This is a genomic window from Pedobacter quisquiliarum, assembly GCF_014642175.1.
Lineage (GTDB): Bacteria > Bacteroidota > Bacteroidia > Sphingobacteriales > Sphingobacteriaceae > Pedobacter > Pedobacter quisquiliarum.
On sequence record NZ_BMIL01000001.1, the window covers coordinates 149,943 to 169,222 of the forward strand.

Sequence of the window (19,280 nt, forward strand, 5' to 3'; positions counted from 1 at the left end):
TAAATAATCATCCCGTATTGAAAAAGTCGATCATCATATTCTATTTTATGTTGCTGTACGCTTTGGTACAGCTGATTTCCTGGGGGGCACTGGTTATTAAACTGCAACCTTCCAGAATGGCCATGGTGGTGGGCGAGGGTGCCGTATTTGTTTTTCTTCTGGGTATTGGCGCATACTTTCTGCACCGCTCTATCCGTAAGGAAGACAACCTGCATGAACAACAAACCAATTTTCTGCTATCGGTAACGCACGAGCTGAAGTCTCCACTGGCGGCCATAAAACTTTCGCTGCAAACCATTGTAAAAAGAGATCTGGATAAAGCAAGACAAACGACTTTGCTTAGCAATTCGCTTAAAGATATCGAGCGGCTGGATGATCTTGTGGAGAACATGCTTCTCGCAACGAAGATTGAAAACCGGTCGTACTCCTTCCCTAAAGAACAGTTTAACTTGTCCGAACTGATTGTAAAAATCACAGATCGACTGCAGATTCATTCCTGCGGATCGGCACAGATGATCAAGACACAGATTCAACCCGATATTATGGTGGTTGGAGATTCCTTTGCCTTATCTTCTGTGGTGACGAACCTGATTGAGAATGCGATTAAATATTCGGGGCCCTGTGCGGAAGTTTCTGTGAACCTGGCGCTCGAAAATGGCAGTGCATTTTTAAGGGTTGCTGATAAAGGACCGGGGATACCTGACAACGAGAAGATGCTGATCTTCGACAAGTTTTATCGTGTTGGGGATGAGCGGGTGCGGAAGACTAAGGGTACGGGCCTTGGTTTATTTATAGTTAAAGAAGTTTTGCAAAACCATGACGCTGACATTAGCGTTAAAGATAATGTACCGCAAGGTGCCATTTTTGAAGTAACATTTAGTTAAAGCATATGCCACAGAAATTAAGAATATTATTGGTTGAAGATGAAGACCACTTATTAGATGCTATAAAATTAAACCTTGAACTGGAAGGCTACAAGGTACATGCAGTTAAAGATGGCAAAACTGCACTAAAGGTTTTCAAAGAGGAACGCTTTAACCTGATCATTTTAGACGTGATGCTGCCAGAGATGGATGGTTTCCAAGTTTGTGAAACGATAAGGCTGGAAAACTCAGAAGTTCCAATCTTGTTTCTGACCGCTAAAAATACAAGTGAAGATCGCGTAATGGGCTTGAAAAAAGGCGCCGATGATTACCTGGTAAAACCTTTCAACCTTGAAGAATTGATATTAAGAGTAGGAATTCTGGTTAAACGCAGCATGAAGTCTGACGATTTAAAAGAATTGAATTCTTATAAAATTGGAGATAAGACCATCTACTTCAATTCTTTTGAACTGAAGCAGGATGACGGTCATATTGTGCCTTTGACAAAAAAGGAAACCATGCTGTTGAAGTTGCTTATTGAACGTAAGAACGAAGCTGTTTCCAGGGAGCAGATTTTGGAGACCGTTTGGAACTACGATGTATATCCAAGTACCCGTACGATCGACAATTTCATTTTAACCTTCCGTAAGTATTTCGAGCCTGATCAGAAAAATCCGGTGTATTTCCACTCCATCCGAGGCGTTGGTTATAAATTCACAGATAGTCAGAATTAATGTATAATGCTAAAGGCAGGTATATCCTGATGGCAATGTTCTTAATTGCTGCAGTGGTATTCCTGGTGTATAAACAAGAAGAACTTGCCGCGGTTTCCGCGATGTTCTTCGGCTTTGTTTTGTGGAGCCATTTGAAGCAGAGCTCCGTTTTACTAGCCTCGAAATATTACCATAAGGGTGAGTATGATCATGCAGAGCGCATCCTGAAAGAAGTTCCAAATCCAGATCGCCTGGCCCGAAGCCGCCGTGGTTATTATGAGTTTATGATGGGGAATATCGTTTTGAAGCGAAGCGAGTTTGATGAAGCAGAACGCCACTTCCAGATAGCCAGCCGTTTCCCCCTGGGCGGAAAAAACGATAAAGCGTTCGTGATGATACACCTGGCGAACTTGTCGCTCCGGAAAAAAGACAAGGAGCGGATGCTGGCCTATATAGAACATGCAAAGACGCTCGCCATGACGCCGAAGGCACAAGAGATTATTAGAAAATTAGAATTAGAAGCAAATAAATTACAAATAAATACAGATTGATGAACACGTTATTTTTAGATGCAGCATTTTCAAAAGCCACAGAGCGGCCACCAGTATGGATGATGCGTCAGGCCGGAAGGTTTATGCCGGAATATTGGGAGATTAAGAACAAGTATTCCTTCCTGGAAATGTGCAAAACCCCGGAGCTTGCTGCGGATGTAACGATGTTACCTGTAGATCTGTTGGGCATTGATGCGGCCATCCTTTTCTCAGACATCCTGGTTACAGGTGAGGCAATGGGGGGTGACTTAAGTTTTACCCAAGGTGTAGGTCCTAAATTTGCGAACCCGGTTCGTACAGCACAAGACATAGATAATCTGAATGTAGATTGCCTGGATAACTTACAATATGTTGCAGATGCCATTAAGGTTATTCAGCAACGATTAAACGGCAGCATTCCTTTGATTGGTTTTGCTGGTGCACCTTTCACCGTGATGAGTTATCTGGTAGAAGGTGGTTCATCCAAGGACTTCAAGAAAACCAAATTGCTTATCCATAATGAGCCTGAACTGGCGCACCGTTTACTTGCAAAGATCGCGAAAGTAACGACAGACTACCTGAACCTGCAGATTGCTGCAGGGGTAAATGCTATCCAAATTTTTGACAGCTGGGCACTGGCCTTGTCATGGAATGACTACCAGGAATTCTCCCACCGCTATATTCAGGAGATCATAGGAAACCTGAACAGAAAAGACATTCCTGTAATCTCTTTCTGTAAAGGTAGCTCGGTTTTCGCGCCGATTATGGCTGAAGCAAAACCTGATGTGGTTTCTATTGACTGGAATGCAGACTTATTGAACATCAAGAAAGCATTACCTGCGGGTATTGCTGTTCAAGGTAATCTTGATCCACATATCTTGTATGCAGATAAGCCCGTTATTAAGAAACACATTCTACAGTTGTTCGAGCGTATGCGCGGTGAGGCTGGCTTTATTTTCAACCTGGGCCATGGTATCATGCCGGATATCCCTTTCGATAATGTGAAGTTTGCAATTGAAACTGTTAAAGCCTTCAAATACTAATGTCAGCATACCTGTCGGTTCAATCCGTTCACATCATTTTTGTGGTAAGCTGGATGGCAGGCCTGTTTTACAGTGTGCGACTTTTTATCTACCATACGGAAGCGAACGACAGACCTGCAGTGGAGCGGGACATTCTGCAGCGCGAGTTTGAGAAAATAGAAAGAAGACTCTGGAATATTATTACAACACCGGCAATGGTACTTACTGTACTTGCCGGTGTTACCATGCTCTGCATGCGCCCAGCATTGCTCCACGCCCCCTGGATGCACGTTAAGCTGGCCTTTGTTGTGGGCTTAATTGCTTATCATTTCATTTGCCAGCGCATTATGAACCAGTTGAAAGCTGGTATCTTCAAGCTAAGCTCCTTTAAACTTCGCCTCTGGAATGAAGTTGCCACGATCTTTTTGGTTGCAATTGTATTCACCGTTGTGCTTAAAAGCGCTGTGAACTGGATCTACGGCCTGGCCGGTTTGGTCGTATTCGCTGCGGTAATCATGGCTGCCGTGAAGTGGTACAAAAGCTACCGCGCAAAACGTTAAAATTTATTTTGGTTGCTGTGCAACCATCTGCCTGCATTCATCATCTTTGTGTTATAAGAAATGATGAAGTTGACGCAAACCTATACCCAATCCGATTTGTTGGAAGGCTGTAAAGCTGGAAATCGTAAGATGCAGGAGCTGCTGTACAAGCAGACTGCTTCGAAGATGCTGGCGGTATGCATGCGTTATGCTAAAGACAGGATGGAGGCTGAGGATTCACTTCAGCTGGGCTACATTAAGATTTTTCAGAAGATTACGGAATACCGAGGAGATGGCAGCTTTGAGGGTTGGATGCGTCGCATCATGGTGAATACGGCAATTGAAAGCTATCGTCGGAACATCCGTTCCATGAACGTGGTATCCATTGAAGATGCTTACGAGCAACCATCTACAGGGTTTGACCTAAATCGACTTGGCATCCAAGATTTGATGAAGTTGATTCAGAACCTTGCCGATGGCTACAGACTGGTGTTTAACATGTACGCAATTGAGGGTTATTCCCATAAGGAAATCAGTGAAATGCTGGGCATCTCTGAGGGTGCAAGTAAATCACAACTCTCGAGAGCGAGAGCAATTTTAAAACAGGAGATTATTAAAATGGAGGGCATCAATTATGCAACATATACCGGATAATGAATTTGACCGCTTATTTAAGGATCGTTTAGGAGATGCGGAAATGCAGCCCAGCGCAAACCTTTGGGATAGCATTGCGCCACAAATTGCACCAAAGAAAAAGCGTGCTACCGGTTTGTACTGGAGTGCCGCTGCTACGGTATTGATTGCAGTTTCTGCTGGCCTGTTATTTAAGCCACAGGAGAAAATTGCACTGCATGCACCGGAAGTCCTGCAGTCTGCTCAGTCACCAAACACACAGCCGCTTAATGAGACGGACAATACGGATGCGACTTCAGAAACCATTTATGCCAATGTTGAGCCATCGGAAAAAGTTGTTGCAGCACCTGTGGATGCGCCTGTAGTATCATCGCCGGATGTAACTGCTGATGTAAAGGAAAATAATTCTGCCAGCGTGCAACCAATCTATGCGGAAAACCATCATATCATTACAAACGCAGTTCAGGAACCATCACTGGCAATTGCCCAAACAGCTCCAGGTTTAGTACAGGAGCCAAGCGTTATTGAGGCTGAAACCTATGCAGAAGAGGTCACTACAACAACGGCCTTTGAAGAGCCCGCAAGCCGACCACAGGAGCCCAGAACCAGGATCAGAAATGCAGGTGATCTCGTGAATTTCGTTGTTGAAAAACTTGATAAAAGGGAGCAGAAATTCGTGGAGTTCCGGACAGATGAAGATGAGAGTTCATCACTAGTGGCGATTAACATTGGTCCCTTAAAAATCAATCAGAGAAGAAATAATAAATAAGACATACAAATAGACTACCCAACATTATGAAACGATTCATCTTTACAGCACTCTTGGTAAGCGGACTTACCGGCGCGATTGCACCACATGCACAGGCACAACAGGATACCGTAAAAAGCCAGCAAGACACTACAGAAAAAAGAAAATACAAATTCAGTGTGCAATTTGGGGGTGAAGAAGAAAGTACGCGCCGCCGGAGTAACCGCGACACGATCCGCCAGGATCAAACAAAGGGTCGTTTTATGGGGGGACTTACATTCACCAGGATTGACTTAGGGCTATCGAAGCTTATTGACGATGGTAGCTTCAGCCTATCTCCTACAAATGATTTTTTAGACTATAAGGCAAGTAAAACCAGCACCGTTTCATTTGATGTATTGCAGTTTGGATATCGCTTTAATCAGAACTTCAAAGTGTATCTGGCTGGTGGTTTTGACTGGACCCTGATCCGTCTAAAAAAAGATATCACGTTGTTGAATGAGCCTCAGGAACTTAGTTATTTGCAGGAAGATATCCACTTTGAAAAAAACCGTTTTTCTAGTAGCTACGTACATATTCCTTTAAACTTTGAAATTCGTAGCAAGGAAAATGATAATGGCAAACGTTTCTACTTCGTGTTCGGCCCGGAAATTGGCTTCCTGCTTAATGGAAAGATCAAGCAGATCAGTGATGAGCGTGGTAAACAAAAGGTGAAAGATGATTATCACTTTCAACCATTCCGCTACGGTGGCACTGTAAGATTAGGATATGGCAGTCTGGGTGTTTTTGCGAAGTACTATATGAACGATATGTTCGATAGCCCGGCGCAGAAGAATTTACGTAACATGTCTTTCGGTGTAACCCTTGGCTTGAATTAATAACATTAACATACACACAACCCGAAGTCCCGTAGCATTAGGCTACGGGACTTTTTTGAGCTAAAAGCTTATCTTTGGACGTGAACAGAACCATCCTCAGCGTAAAGAACATAACCAAGCAACATCAGACCACCCAAAGCTCCGGCATTACGGATATCAGTTTTGATATCATCGAGGGGGAGATCGTGGCCATCATCGGTGAAAGCGGCAGTGGGAAATCGACCTTGTTAAAATCCATTTACGGCCTTTTAACATTGGACGTGGGTGAAGTAATGTTCCAGGACAAACGGGTGCTTGGGCCTGATGAACAGCTGATCCCCGGGCACAAAGGCATGAAGATGGTGACCCAGGATTTCTCTTTGAATATCTACGCGAAAGTTTACGATAACATAGCCTCCATGTTATCCAACACCGACGTAAAATCCAAGCACGAGAAAACGCTTGAGATGATGGAACACTTGCATATTGCGCACCTAAGCGCTAAGCGGATCACAGAATTAAGTGGCGGAGAACAGCAGCGGGTCGCCATTGCGAAGGCACTGGTTAGCGATACCAGGATGCTGCTGCTGGACGAACCTTTCAGCCAGGTGGATGCATTGCTGAAGAACCAATTGCGCGCAGATCTGAAGCGTATTGCAACAGATACAGGCGTTACCGTTGTGCTCGTGTCCCACGACCCTGCTGATGGACTCTTTCTGGCGGATAAACTTTTGCTGATGAAAGACGGTCAATTGCTGCAACAAGGTGAACCACGTGCATTGTATAATAATCCCGAACATCTTTATACTGCCAGACTACTTGGCAACGCCAATGTGCTTAGCGCAGCAGATGCACTTACTTTGGGGATTGATACGGCAGGCAAACAACTAGTGTTTTATCCCGAGTGGGTAGAATTTGACGCCGGCGCCCTGCAGTTTACTATAAAGGACGTTTACTATAAAGGCTTTTACGAAGAACTTTTGTTAGAAGCCAACGGGCTGCAGATTAGAGGCGTTCAGCTGACTGTAGGCTCAGGGCACAAAAAAAACGACCAAGTTCTGTTGAACATTGGTCGTTATATAACGCCAGATGAAATTGCTTAAGATACGTCTGTTGAAGGAATTAAGATCACTTTAACGCGGATGGGCTGGTTTGGTACAGAAGGCAGCTGTGTCCCGTACTCTGAACGCTGAATGTCTATCGTAATCCCACCATTGTAATGTTCAAAAGAGAAAGTCTCCCCATTGTAAGTATATGGTAGTGGAATGTAACTGTCGAAATTCACCGGGTGATCGATATAGACCAAAATACCCTCAACATCTACATTGTACTGGTCAATTTCAGGGATATCCAGCTCTGTAGTGATCGTGCGACCATTATTTCCGACAAACCATTTATTGACAGGAACCTCATAAATGATGGTTCTGTTAGGTGTCTCCTGAACAATCGTGTCTTTTTTGCATGATGCCAGACCAATGGTGGCAATACATAGCAAGAGTAGCAATTTAATTTTCATGTATGTTGTATTTATGTAGGCTTAGCAATTCTTTAGCCATAATTGAACTATAGGTCTCTGATCCAAATGTTTCTGAAACTGATCGGTTCGCTTTTGTCGCCATGTGACTGAAGTTTAATTGGAGAAGGTCCATGTGCTTTGCGGTAACCAGCCTTTCCGATGTATTGTGTAGGACCTTGAAGTTCGAAGTTGTTTTGTACCAAAACGCCGTTGAAGAACACGGTTACACGAGCTGGTGTCTTTACAGTGCTGTCTGCATTGAAAGTAGGCGCCGTCCAGATCACATCATATGTTTGCCATTCGCCTGGTTTCTTACCTGGGTTTACTAAAGGTGTGGTTTGTTTGTAAATGCTTCCAGCCTGACCATTGGTGTAGGTTTTATTGTTGTGTGGATCAAGGATCTGTAATTCATAGCCGTCGTCGCCTTTGCCGATGGATGCAAGGAACAAGCCGCTGTTACCACGTGCCTGGCCTTCACCAGTGATGTTCGCCGGGATTTGCCACTCCAGGTGTAGTTGGTAGTTGTTGAATGCTTTCTTGGTTTCGATATTTCCTTCAGTTTTTACTACTGTGAAAGCACCATTGGCAACTTTCCATTTCGCAGGTTTGCTGCGGTCATTTGTTGATACCCATTGAGATAGGTCCTTACCATCGAATAAGACGGTCGCATCTGAAGGGGCCTCCATGTTGCTTTTCCCTGGCGTAACTGTAGCTGGTACAGGAGTATAGAACTCGGTGTCCTGTGGTTTAGCTTTCTCTTGTGCGAAGGTTGTTCCCAGGGCAGCAATCATCAATGAAGTGGTGATAAATGCGGATTTGATGTTAAATTGGTTCATAGTTAAATCTCGAATTTGGTTAATGGACTAAGATATAATTAATTTTTATAGGGATTTGTAACAATGTTTACTCTAGGACTGCGTAAAAGCCAGATGGTTTATTGTACCACTGGGCGCAGCCTGCAAGGTTCAGGGATGAGAATATGGATTTGTTAAAATGTTTTTAATAATTTAGCAATGTTGGGGTGTAAGGTAAGCGAAGTTCGCGTTTAATCCCCCAATTGAGTTTCATGACAGATCACTTTTCACTGGAAGTTTATAGAAATATATTTTACTCCAACATTTCAGCACATTTGGTTATTGGCATAGATGCGCCCGACTACACCATTCTGGATGTGAATAATGCTTACCTGAAGGCTACGAATACATCAAGAGATGCACTATTAAATAAGCCGGTATTCTCTGCTTTCCCAGAAAATCCTAATGATCGTGAATCTGAGAACATCGCCAGATCTAGTTTTTCCTTCAAGGAAGCGATCGCAACCAAGCGCCCGCACACCACCAGCAACTATCGCTATGACATTCCCGTACCTGGCACAGATGTGTTTGTGGAAAGGTATTGGACCACGACAAATACCCCGATCTTAGATGAGGCTGGTGAGGTCATGTTTTTACTTCACACGCCCATTGATGTCACGGAACTGGTAAAACTCCGGGCTCGTGAAGAGGCGAATCTACAAGCCTTGAAAGACCAGCGTAAATACCTACAGGCTACCTTAATGCAAGCACCAGTGGGTATTGGCATATTCAGGGGATCTGACAACATTGTCGAAATGATAAACCCGCAGCTTGCCACGCTTTATGGAATGGATCGGGAAGTCCTGATCGGAAAACCAATATTCGACGTACTGACCCATGCACGTGGACAAGGATTTGAACAGCGTATGGAACATGTACGGGCAACCGGAGAAACCTTCAAAGGAAAAGAAGTTCTTGTGCCATTGGTCAGAAATGGTGTTCAAGAAGACGTATATGTAGATTTCGTTTACGAACCTTTCCGGGAAGAAGACGGAACAATAACCGGCGTTATTACTATTGCAACTGAAATAACAGAACAGGTGCAGGGAAAGCGACAGCTGGAAGAAGCAGAAGAACGCGCACGTTTAGCGGTAGATTCCGTCGGCATGGGCACCTTTGATCTTGATTTAATAACCGGGCAGCTGGTAACCTCCGATACTTTTGCCAGGATACATGGCTTTGAAGATGGGCCCGTTACACGCGCTGAATACGTTGCCGTCTTCAGTAAGAATGATCTTCTGAATAGGGACCTCGCTATTGAAGAGGCACTTAAGACGGGTCAACTCTTTTACGAAGCACGTATAAACTGGAAGGATGGTACTTTGCACTGGATACGAGTAGAAGGGAAAGTTTATTTTGAAGCTGGACTTGCAGTTCGGATTTTGGGCGTAACGCTCGACATTACGGAACAGAAATATTCCAGGGGTGAACAAAAGAAGTTGTTGTCGCTCGTTGCCAATAGCGTTGATATGATGTCGATCTTGAGTCTGAATGGCAAGCATTCTTATGTAAATGATGCTGGACGCGCTTTATTAGGCTTTGAAAACGATCAGCAAGTGTCAACGATTCATGTTAAAGCGCTATACACACCAGAGGATTATCTGCTGATGAAGCGGGAGGTCGTACCTGCGGTTATTCGTGAAGGCCGCTGGTCCGGTAAAATGACAATTAAAAACATTAAAACAGGGGAGACCATTGAAGTTTTTAATAATAGCATACGGATTGATGATCCGGAATCTGGCGTACCAATAGCAATTGGCGCCGTGGTCCGCGATCTTAGACCTGAAAATGCGGCCAAGCACGCGCTGGAAAAAAGCGAACAACTTCTGAGAAGCATTACCACGGCAGCACCGACAGGATTATGGCAGTCGGATGCAGCAGGTAACATCATCTATGTAAATCAAACCTGGATAGACTGGACTGGAATTCCATTTGAGGAGCAGCTTGGAGAAGGTTGGTTAAAGTCTGTTCTCCCAGAGGATGTTCCATTTGTGGTAAAGAAATTTAAACAGCTATTTGAGTCGCACGCTGTATTTGAAGTAGAGTATCGTATACTTCATGCTGATGGGACCGAGCACTGGTGCTTAGCGACAGGCAGGCCGCAGTATAACAGTGAAAAGGTATTTGAAGGTTACATTGGAGCAGGGGTAGACATTACAGAACAAAAGTTCCTCCAACAGCAGAAGGACAACTTTATAGGTATTGCAAGCCATGAGCTGAAAACACCTGTGACCAGCATCAAAGCCTATACTCAAGTACTGGAGCGCATGTTTCGCAAGAATGGTGCAATGAAGGAAGCTGGAATGATCAATAAAATGGATGGGCAGCTAAACCGCCTAACCAGCCTTATAGGTGATCTACTGGATGTGACCAAAATTAACTCCGGCAGGCTGCAGTTCAACGATCAGGAGTTTGACTTTAACAAGCTGGTGTCCGACCTGGTAGAGGATCTTCAACGGACCACCCAGGATCACGTGTTGGTTGCCAGCTATGCCGCACCACAATTTGTGGTTGCAGATGATGAACGCATTGGTCAGGTGATTACCAATCTGATTACGAATGCAATCAAGTATTCACCGGGGAGTAAGCGAATAGAAATTACGACCAAAGCTTCGGAAAATGAAGTCGAACTCTCCGTACGTGATTACGGTATCGGCATTGCTAAAGCAGACCTAAACAAGGTTTTTGAACAATTCTACCGGGTGACCGGCGCCATGCAGCACACATTTTCTGGCCTTGGTCTGGGCCATTATATTTCTGCTGAGATTATCAAGCGAGCCGGTGGGCGGATCTGGGTAGAAAGCGTTGAAGGTGAGGGTTCTACCTTCAGTTTTGCCATCCCCTTGAAAAAAGTAAAGTCATAAAAAAAGAGGATGCTTTTGCATCCTCTTTTTTTATGAGCGCTCGGGCTCAACTGAACTGTTTACTTAATGCTGATTGCAAAACCGCCACCTGGAGCGATTTGCTGTTTAATCACTGTTTTTGCATTCACTTTCATCTTTCTGATGGTATAGCTTTGCGGGTTTTTGTCAAAGCTGGCATCTTTACCATCTGCATAAATTGTGGCGGTGAAGGTCTTGCCCTTCGGCAGGTATTTGAATGAAACCGTTGCAACACGTGCATTTTCATCACTGATACCACCTACATACCATTCCGCTTTGTTTTTTGCTTTACGGGCAATGGTGATGTAATCTCCGGGCTCCGCCTCAATAACGTGCGTTTCATCCCAATCCACGGCAACATCTTTTATAAACTGGAAAGCATCCATGAACTTGTTGTAAGTTTCCGGGAAATCTGCTGCCATTTGTAAAGGACTGTACATAGTTACATAAAGTGCCAGCTGTTTGGTTAAGGTTGTATGTACGTAAGAGTCGTTATCTGGATTGTACGCACTGATTTTGGTCTGGAAAATACCAGGTGTATAGTCCATAGGCCCACCCACTAACCGGGTGAAGGGTAGGATGGTGGTATGGTCTGGGTTGTTTCCACCGAAAGACTCGTATTCAGTCCCCCTGGCAGATTCGTTACCGATAAGGTTCGGATAAGTCCTGTTCAAACCTGTAGGTCTTACCGCCTCATGTGCATTAACCATGATCTTGTAATCCGCAGCTTTTTTAATCGCATATAGATAGTGATTGTTTAACCACTGTCCGTAGTGGTATTCACCACGTGGAATCATGTTACCTACATAACCGCTCTTTACTGAGTTGTATCCATGCTCAACCATGAACTTGTAAGCCGTGTCCAGATGACGTTCATAGTTACGCACCGAACCGGAGGTTTCATGGTGCATCATCATTTTCACGCCCTTTTCAGCAGCGTAGCGTTGTAATTCTTTGACATCAAAGTCTGGATAAGGGGTTACAAAATCAAAGACATAGTCCTTGGTTTTACCGAACCAGTCTTCCCAGCCTTCGTTCCATCCTTCAACAAGTACGGCATCGAAGCCATGTTTAGCAGCGAAGTCGATGTATTCTTTTACATGGGCAGTATTTGCACCATGCTTTCCGTTAGGTTTTGTCTTCTTGTAGTCGGTTACGCCAAACTGAATCTTTTCATCTGTGTAGGCCCAGGTGCTTTTCCCGGTGATCATTTCCCACCATACACCAACATATTTCACTGGCTTTATCCAGGAAACATCTTTGTACTTGGTTGGCTCATTTAAGTTCAGCACCAATTTGGATGTCAGGATATCTCCAGCTTTGTCGCTTACGATGATGGTTCTCCATGGCGTTTGCGTAGGTGCCTGAAGATAACCTTTATCGCCGATCGCATCTGGTGTCAGGTGTGTCTCAAAAACCATGGTCTTGTCGTTCAGCTCTAATGACATGGTCGAATAATCAACCAATGCAGCTTCGTGAATGTTGATGTACAGACCTTCAGGGCTTTTCAGCATGAGCGGAGTTTGAACACCGGTGTCAGAGAAAGGCGTTTGGGAGGAGTTTGGCGTAATGGCCGACTTCATCAAGCCTCTGATCTCAGAAAGCTTCGAAGTCATGGTACTGTATTCCTGCGTGTCGTAATCACCTGGCAGCCAGAAAGCTTTGTGATCTCCAGCCATTGCAAATTCTGTCCGCTCTTCCTTGATGATGAAATAGTTCAGGTTGTCCTGCTCCGGGAATTCATACCGGAAGCCCAGTCCATCGTCGAAAAGGCGGAAGCGGATTCTGATCAAGCGATCCTTTTCTGCTTTTTGTGTCAGGGTTACCAGGAGCTCGTTGTAGTGATTGCGAATGGTTTTCTGTTCACCCCAAACCGGGTTCCAGGATTCGTCGGCACTCGACTGCTCCGTTTTCGCAACCGTAAAGCCAGTAAGAAATGATGGAACGTCTTTGGTTTCCAGCCCAAGTTTGCTGGTTTTAATAACGTCTTTTTTCTTGTATTTCAGCTGGTATGTTGGCGCGCCAGCGTCGTTAAGTTCAAATTTCAAGCTCAGGTTCTTGTCCGGCGAACTGATCTCCTGTGCCTGTACCATCAAACTACTACTGAGGATGGTAAGAAAGAGTAAGAGTTTTTTATACATGTATTCGTTTCATTTGTGATCGTCAAAGCTACGCTAAGCGGCCCGGAAAGCGAAATAAAACGAGAAAGCTGGATGTTATATTACACGGATTGTGTAATTCTGATCAGACCAGATACTCGAACAGTGTCTGATCTTTATTCAATTCAATCATCTCAAACTTAAACTCCGCCATGCGCTGAACCAGCAAAGGATAGTCACTACTTTCTTTTAGTTCTATGCCGACCAGCGCCGGCCCACTTTCTTTGTTGGTCTTTTTGATGAACTCAAATCTGGTGATGTCATCATGTGGACCAAGGACATTGTTTACAAAGCGCTTCAAGGCGCCGGGACGCTGCGGAAAACGCACGATGAAATAATGTTTCAGACCCTCATACAGGAGTGACTTCTCTTTAATTTCCTGCATACGCTCGATGTCATTATTTCCACCACTGATGATACAGACAACTTTCTTGTTTTTGATCTGATCGCCAAGTTGATCTAATGCCGCGACTGACAAGGCGCCGGCAGGTTCAACAACAATCGCATCTTCATTATACAGCTTAAGTATGGTCGTACAGATTTTACCCTCTGGCACAAGCAACATTTGATTGAGTAGCGCTTTGCAATATTCAAAGTTTAGTGATCCGACACGTTTAACCGAAGCGCCGTCTACAAAGCGGTCCACCTGCTCGAGCGTTACAGGCCCGCCGTTTTCAAGTGCCTGCTTCATGGAAGGTGCACCTTCAGGTTCTACGCCGATCAGTTGCACGGCGGGTGCAATGTTCCGTAAATAGCTGCCTACCCCGGAAGCTAATCCTCCACCACCAATGGGCATGACGACGAAATCAACATCCGGAAGTTCTTCAAAAACTTCCAGTCCAACAGTTCCCTGGCCTTCAATTATCTTCGGGTTATCAAAAGGGGGGATGAAGCTCATGTCATGTATCTGCGTATAGATAAGTGCTTCGCGCATACAGTCGTCGAAAGTGTCGCCGACCAGCACAATCTCAATGTGCTCCCCGCCGAACATTTCTGTCTGTTTAACTTTTTGTTTAGGCGTAATCTCAGGCATGAAGATCACACCTTTGATGTTAAGCTTTTTACAAGAGTAAGCTACACCTTGCGCGTGGTTGCCTGCGCTGGCACAAACGACACCACGACAGCGCTGCTCATCGCTGAGCGTGGAAATCATGTTAAATGCGCCCCTTAATTTATAGGAGCGCACCACTTGCAAATCTTCTCTTTTTAAGTAAACCTCAGCCTGGTATTTGAGTGATAATCCCGCATTGTAAACTAACGGTGTCCTCTTAACCGTCCCGCTTATCCTTGCAGCTGCTGCCTGGAAATCGAGCTCAATGTTTTTCGTCTCACTCATCGCTACACAAATTTGTTTACCGCATCAAGGTAAGCACTGGCAGATGCCTGTACAATGTCGGTGTTAAAACCATAACCCAGGTATGATTTGCCATTATAAACCACCCGCATGTTAACCTTACTCACATCATCACTGCCACCATGCATGGCCTGTATGTTGAATTCTTTTAAATCTACGGCCTTACCGATAATGCTCTCAATAGCCTTGATGGTGGCATTCACTGGGCCATTACCTCTGGCAAGTGCTTCATGTTCCTGACCCTCAAACTCCAGTTTTACCGTTGCAGTCGGACTTAGTGGATCACCACACAATACCTGCAGTAACTTCAGCTTGTAGCCATTTTTGAACGCATCATCTTTTCCGTCACTCATCAGCAATAGCAGATCATCATCGCTGATGTGTTTCTTCTCGTCGGCCATGGTCAGGAAGTTTTCATAAACCTGGTCCAGGTTGATGCGGTCGATTGTATAGCCCAACCGTTCAAGATGGTGTTTCAAGGCGTGGCGGCCACTGCGGGCAGTTAAGATAATGTCCGACTGGTCGATGCCTACATCCTCCGGATTGATGATCTCGTAATTTTCACGATGTTTCAAAAAGCCATCCTGGTGGATGCCCGAGCTGTGTGCAAAAGCATTTTGGCCAATGATGGCTTTATTCGGTTGTACCGGCATGCGCATCATCCGGCTCACCATGCTGCTGATTTCGGAGAAGTGCTTGCTGTTTATATTGGTGTGCAGATTCAAGGCATGGTGCGTTTTCAGGATCATGGTAACCTCCTCTAATGCGGTATTACCTGCGCGTTCACCGATGCCGTTGATGGTGCATTCTATTTGGCGGGCACCGTTGACGATACCCGCAAGCGTATTTGCGGTGGCCAGGCCAAGGTCGTTGTGGCAATGCACAGAAATAATTGCCTGATCAATGTTTCTGACGTTTTCTTTCAGGTAACGGATTTTTGCACCATACTGGTCCGGTAGGCAGTAGCCATTGGTATCGGGGATGTTCACCACTGTGGCGCCTGCAGCAATCACTGCTTCAACCATTTGTGCGAGATACTCGTTATCTGCACGCCCCGCATCTTCAGCATAGAACTCAATATCTTCTACAAATCCTTTCGCATACTTCACCGCTTCCACGGCACGCTCCAAAATCTCTTCTCTGGTGCTGTTGAACTTGTATTTAATATGCATGTCGGACGATCCGATACCTGTGTGTATTCTTGGTCGCTTAGCATATTGCAGTGATGCCACGGCAGCATCTATATCTTTCCTGTTTGCGCGTGTGAGTGCGCAAATGATGGGTTCTGTCACGGCTTTCGATAGCTCAACAACACTCTGAAAATCTCCCGGACTGGAAATCGGAAAGCCAGCCTCAATCACATCAACACCCAATGCCTCCAATGCCTTAGCTATTTCAACCTTTTCGGCCGTTGCAAGCTGGCAGCCTGGAACCTGTTCTCCATCTCTTAGGGTGGTGTCAAATACGTAAACTCTGTTTGGATCGTGTAACATAAGATATGTGATTAAGAAAGTGATTGTTGGTCGATAAATTTTAAGATAAGCTTACCCATATCTTGTGTACCCAGTACTTTGTATGGATTGGTGCTGCCGTCGGCGATGTCGTTGGTTCTGAAACCTTCTGCGAGCACCTTTTTGATTACATCAATGATGAGCTGCGATTCGGCTTTGAGACCGAAGGATATGTCCAGCATCAGCGCCACAGAAAGGATAGAGGCCAGTGGATTTGCAAGGTCCTTACCTGCAATATCATGGGCCGAACCATGGATCGGCTCGAAAAATCCTGTACCATCACCGACAGATGCAGAGGCGAGCATGCCCATAGAACCGGCGATTTGAGAAGCTTCATCCGTTAAGATATCGCCAAACAGGTTAGCGGTAAGGACTACATCGAACCGCTTTGGGTCCTTGATCAGTTGCATGGCAGCATTGTCAATGAACATGTGCTCCGTCTCCACTTCAGGATAGTTTTTACTTACCTGCTGTACGGTCTCGCGCCATAAGCGCGAGCTTTCTAGCACGTTCGCCTTATCTACAGAACACAGTCGTTTATTTCTGGTCATTGCGGCTTCAAACGCTTTATGCGCAATGCGCTCAATTTCATAGCGTTCATAAATCATCAGGTCAGATGCGGTATTGCCATCTTCGGAGCGTTTCTTCTCCCCGAAGTAAACATCACCCGTTAATTCCCGAAAGAACAGGATATCTGTACCTTTTAAGATGCTGGGTTTTATACTTGAAGCATCCAGCAGTTCATCAAAAAGCAGGATGGGACGAAGGTTTGCATATAGCCCAAGTTCTTTTCTTATTTTCAACAGTCCTTGTTCCGGACGTACTTTAGCTGCGGGATCGTTGTCATATTTCGCGTGGCCAACAGCGCCAAAAAGAATTGCGTCACTCTGTTGCGCTTTCGCTAATGTCTCATCAGGTAATGGATTTCCAGTTGCTTCTATGGCAACGTGGCCCATTAAAGCTTCCTGAAAACTGAAGTCATGGCCATACACTTCAGCGATTTTCTCTAAAACTGCTTTTCCCCAGGTGGTTACCTCAGGGCCTATACCATCTCCAGGTATGACCAATATTTTTTTATTCATGCTGTGTATTCTTGTTCTAAAATGGGTTTGTTACGAATTACGCGACCGTTTCGAAGTATTAACTCGTGTGTTAAAAAATCGGGCAGGGTATGTTCGAGATGGCTTACATAAATGAGGCTTCGATTAGCTGTGCAAAGCAGCCCAACCAGTTGGTTAAACATGCGGGTCTGCGCTTCATCCAGTCCCTGGCAGGGCTCATCCAAAATCAGTAGAGGTGGATTTTTAATGATGGCTCTTGCCAGAAGGGCCAATCTCTGTTTGCCGATTGGTAATTGTACCAGCAGGTCATTCGCTTCGGCCTGCAATCCGAAGAGCGTAAGTAATTGATGTGTTCTATCTGTTTGTTGTGGGCTCAACTGGCGGAACAACCCTGAGGTATCAAATAACCCTGAAGCAACTGCTTGAAAGACCGTTGAACCTGGCTCAAAGTACCACTGTAGTTCCGGCGAAATGAAGCCGATCTGTTTTTTGATGTCCCATATGCTCTCACCGGTTCCACGCTTTTTGCCGAAAAGGTATAACTCCTGTGCGTAAGCCTGGGGATTATCACCAGTGAGGAGGCTGATCAATGTTGATTTGCCAGATCCATTATGTCCTTTCAGTAACCACCGCTCACCAGGTTTTAAGCTCCAGTTTAGGTCCTTCAATATTTGCTTGTCACCGTAGCGGATGTTCACGTTCTGAAGAGCAACGAGTTCCTCGAGTGGTAACACTGGCGCTGCCGCTAAGAAAGCGGGCAGCTTAAAGTAGGTAGGCGCCTGATCTTTCGCTTGAAAGGCAGTCTCACTCGTCACGATTTTTCCATCCATGATGGATGCGAAACGATTGATACAGCGCGGAACAACAGCGTCATTGCTCACAATCAACAATTGCATTCCTGCCCCACAGCCCAGATCCAGTTGCTCGTTTAAGCTGGCTCGCGTTTGCACATCCAGACCTGTGTATGGATTGTCGAGTATCAACAGCTTTGGGCGGTAAAGCAAGGCCTTCAGTAGCTGCACTTTCTTATGTTCCCCGCTGGAAAGCTGTATAATGGGTGCATGCTTTCTTTCAGCAAGCTTAAAAGTTTTCAGCAGCGTCTCTGCATTATCGACAGCCTGCTGAATTCTATTCAAATATTCAAGTATGGTTTCCCAAACGGTAACGGTATTCTCCGCATCAGCGCTGTTGAAACGTTGCTGGAAGTAGAAGTTTGATGCACCTTGCTTGTCTTTAAATGTAAACCACTGCGGCACAAACAAGGTCTGTATGCCATTCAAGGTGGCCCGCTCAGCAAGGGCTTTCGCGAGCAAAGTTTTTCCTGAACCACTTGGTCCATTCAATAGCCAATGCTCTCCTTTGACGATCTGCCAGGATAGATCAGACAGGATTGTCTGGTTTCTGATCTTTATACTGAAGTGCTCAATCCTGACAAATACCTCCATTAGACGACTGCTTTTTGTTGCTCAAATTGTTCCACTGCTGCGCGTTGGTTTAAGATGAAATCAATGTCATCATAGCCGTTGATCAGGCAGGACTTCTTATAAGGGTTGATCTCAAAAGATTCATATTCTTTAGTGGTTTCAATCGTCACCGTTTGTGCTTCCAGATCAACGGTCACCTGCGCCTGAGGATCAGTTTCAGCAGCTAAGAAAATCCGCTGTACGAAGCCATCGGAAAGCTGGATCGGCAGTAAACCATTATTCAAAGCATTTCCTTTGAAGATATCTGCAAAGAAGCTGCTGATCACAACATCAAAACCGTAGTCCTGCAATGCCCAGGCCGCATGCTCCCTGCTGCTTCCACAGCCAAAGTTTTTTCCGGCAACCAGTGCTTTTCCGCTGTATATAGGATTATTCAGAACGAAGTCTGGCCGGGGACTGCCAGAAGCATCATAACGCCAGTCGCAGAATAGATTTTCACCGAAGCCTTCACGCGTGGTCGCCTTTAGAAACCTTGCCGGAATGATCTGATCGGTATCCACGTTCTCAATAGGAAGGGGTACCACCTGGGTGGTTAGGGTTGTAAATTTCTTCAT

The 19,280-nt window shown here is 45.2% G+C and carries 18 protein-coding genes; 10 read left to right on the forward strand and 8 right to left on the reverse strand.

Annotation, left to right across the window (positions count from 1 at the left end):
- Positions 1-17 precede the first annotated feature (17 nt).
- From IEW69_RS00630 to IEW69_RS00670, 9 genes are all read left to right on the forward strand, one after another.
- Positions 18-884, forward strand: coding sequence for a sensor histidine kinase (locus IEW69_RS00630; protein WP_188624884.1), 867 nt, complete (start codon positions 18-20; stop codon positions 882-884).
- Positions 885-889: 5 nt separating this feature from the next.
- On the forward strand, positions 890-1,597 hold the full coding sequence (locus tag IEW69_RS00635) for a response regulator transcription factor (protein ID WP_188624885.1): 708 nt from the start codon (positions 890-892) through the stop codon (positions 1,595-1,597).
- Positions 1,597-2,127: a hypothetical protein gene (locus IEW69_RS00640; RefSeq protein ID WP_188624886.1), complete on the forward strand. Its 531-nt coding sequence runs from the start codon at positions 1,597-1,599 to the stop codon at positions 2,125-2,127. Before IEW69_RS00635 ends, IEW69_RS00640 begins: the two co-directional genes overlap by 1 nt.
- A complete protein-coding gene (gene hemE / locus IEW69_RS00645; protein ID WP_188624887.1) occupies positions 2,127-3,149 on the forward strand; it encodes a uroporphyrinogen decarboxylase in 1,023 nt (340 codons plus the stop codon). Before IEW69_RS00640 ends, hemE begins: the two co-directional genes overlap by 1 nt.
- Positions 3,149-3,688, forward strand: coding sequence for a CopD family protein (locus IEW69_RS00650; RefSeq protein ID WP_188624888.1), 540 nt, complete (start codon positions 3,149-3,151; stop codon positions 3,686-3,688). The genes hemE and IEW69_RS00650 overlap by 1 nt, the downstream gene beginning before the upstream one ends.
- A gap of 63 nt (positions 3,689-3,751) precedes the next feature.
- Positions 3,752-4,321 (forward strand): RNA polymerase sigma factor, encoded by a 570-nt coding sequence (locus tag IEW69_RS00655; RefSeq protein WP_188625228.1) that lies wholly within the window; start codon positions 3,752-3,754, stop codon positions 4,319-4,321.
- Positions 4,302-5,069, forward strand: coding sequence for a hypothetical protein (locus IEW69_RS00660; RefSeq protein WP_188624889.1), 768 nt, complete (start codon positions 4,302-4,304; stop codon positions 5,067-5,069). Before IEW69_RS00655 ends, IEW69_RS00660 begins: the two co-directional genes overlap by 20 nt.
- A 26-nt stretch (positions 5,070-5,095) precedes the next feature.
- On the forward strand, positions 5,096-5,926 hold the full coding sequence (locus IEW69_RS00665; protein ID WP_188624890.1) for an outer membrane beta-barrel protein: 831 nt from the start codon (positions 5,096-5,098) through the stop codon (positions 5,924-5,926).
- Between the two features lie 80 nt (positions 5,927-6,006).
- Positions 6,007-7,008, forward strand: coding sequence for an ABC transporter ATP-binding protein (locus IEW69_RS00670; protein WP_188625229.1), 1,002 nt, complete (start codon positions 6,007-6,009; stop codon positions 7,006-7,008).
- On the opposite strand, the gene IEW69_RS00675 is transcribed toward IEW69_RS00670, so the two are convergent.
- Together IEW69_RS00675 and IEW69_RS00680 are read right to left on the reverse strand one after the other, a co-directional pair.
- Complete coding sequence (locus IEW69_RS00675; protein ID WP_188624891.1) at positions 7,005-7,421, reverse strand: hypothetical protein; 417 nt, start codon at positions 7,419-7,421, stop codon at positions 7,005-7,007. The genes IEW69_RS00670 and IEW69_RS00675 overlap by 4 nt on opposite strands.
- Before the next feature lie 47 nt (positions 7,422-7,468).
- Complete coding sequence (locus IEW69_RS00680; RefSeq protein ID WP_188624892.1) at positions 7,469-8,257, reverse strand: 3-keto-disaccharide hydrolase; 789 nt, start codon at positions 8,255-8,257, stop codon at positions 7,469-7,471.
- Between the two features lie 230 nt (positions 8,258-8,487).
- Here IEW69_RS00680 and IEW69_RS00685 point away from each other — a divergent pair, with 230 nt between their 5' ends.
- Entirely contained in the window at positions 8,488-11,139 is a 2,652-nt protein-coding gene (locus IEW69_RS00685) for a PAS domain S-box protein (RefSeq protein ID WP_188624893.1), read from the forward strand.
- Between the two features lie 59 nt (positions 11,140-11,198).
- Here IEW69_RS00685 and IEW69_RS00690 read toward each other — a convergent pair whose 3' ends face one another.
- From IEW69_RS00690 to leuD, 6 genes are all read right to left on the reverse strand, one after another.
- On the reverse strand, positions 11,199-13,298 hold the full coding sequence (locus IEW69_RS00690) for a glycoside hydrolase family 97 protein (RefSeq protein ID WP_188624894.1): 2,100 nt from the start codon (positions 13,296-13,298) through the stop codon (positions 11,199-11,201).
- Positions 13,299-13,401: 103 nt separating this feature from the next.
- Positions 13,402-14,652 carry a threonine ammonia-lyase IlvA gene (gene ilvA, locus IEW69_RS00695; RefSeq protein ID WP_188624895.1) on the reverse strand — a complete coding sequence of 417 codons (1,251 nt, stop codon included), beginning with the start codon at positions 14,650-14,652 and terminating at the stop codon, positions 13,402-13,404.
- Between the two features lie 2 nt (positions 14,653-14,654).
- Positions 14,655-16,163: a 2-isopropylmalate synthase gene (locus IEW69_RS00700; protein ID WP_188624896.1), complete on the reverse strand. Its 1,509-nt coding sequence runs from the start codon at positions 16,161-16,163 to the stop codon at positions 14,655-14,657.
- Between the two features lie 11 nt (positions 16,164-16,174).
- Positions 16,175-17,263, reverse strand: a complete 1,089-nt coding sequence (leuB, locus tag IEW69_RS00705; RefSeq protein WP_188624897.1) for a 3-isopropylmalate dehydrogenase — start codon at positions 17,261-17,263, stop codon at positions 16,175-16,177.
- Positions 17,260-18,687, reverse strand: a complete 1,428-nt coding sequence (locus IEW69_RS00710; RefSeq protein ID WP_188624898.1) for an ATP-binding cassette domain-containing protein — start codon at positions 18,685-18,687, stop codon at positions 17,260-17,262. Before IEW69_RS00710 ends, leuB begins: the two co-directional genes overlap by 4 nt.
- Positions 18,687-19,280 (reverse strand): 3-isopropylmalate dehydratase small subunit, encoded by a 594-nt coding sequence (leuD, locus tag IEW69_RS00715; protein ID WP_188624899.1) that lies wholly within the window; start codon positions 19,278-19,280, stop codon positions 18,687-18,689. Before leuD ends, IEW69_RS00710 begins: the two co-directional genes overlap by 1 nt.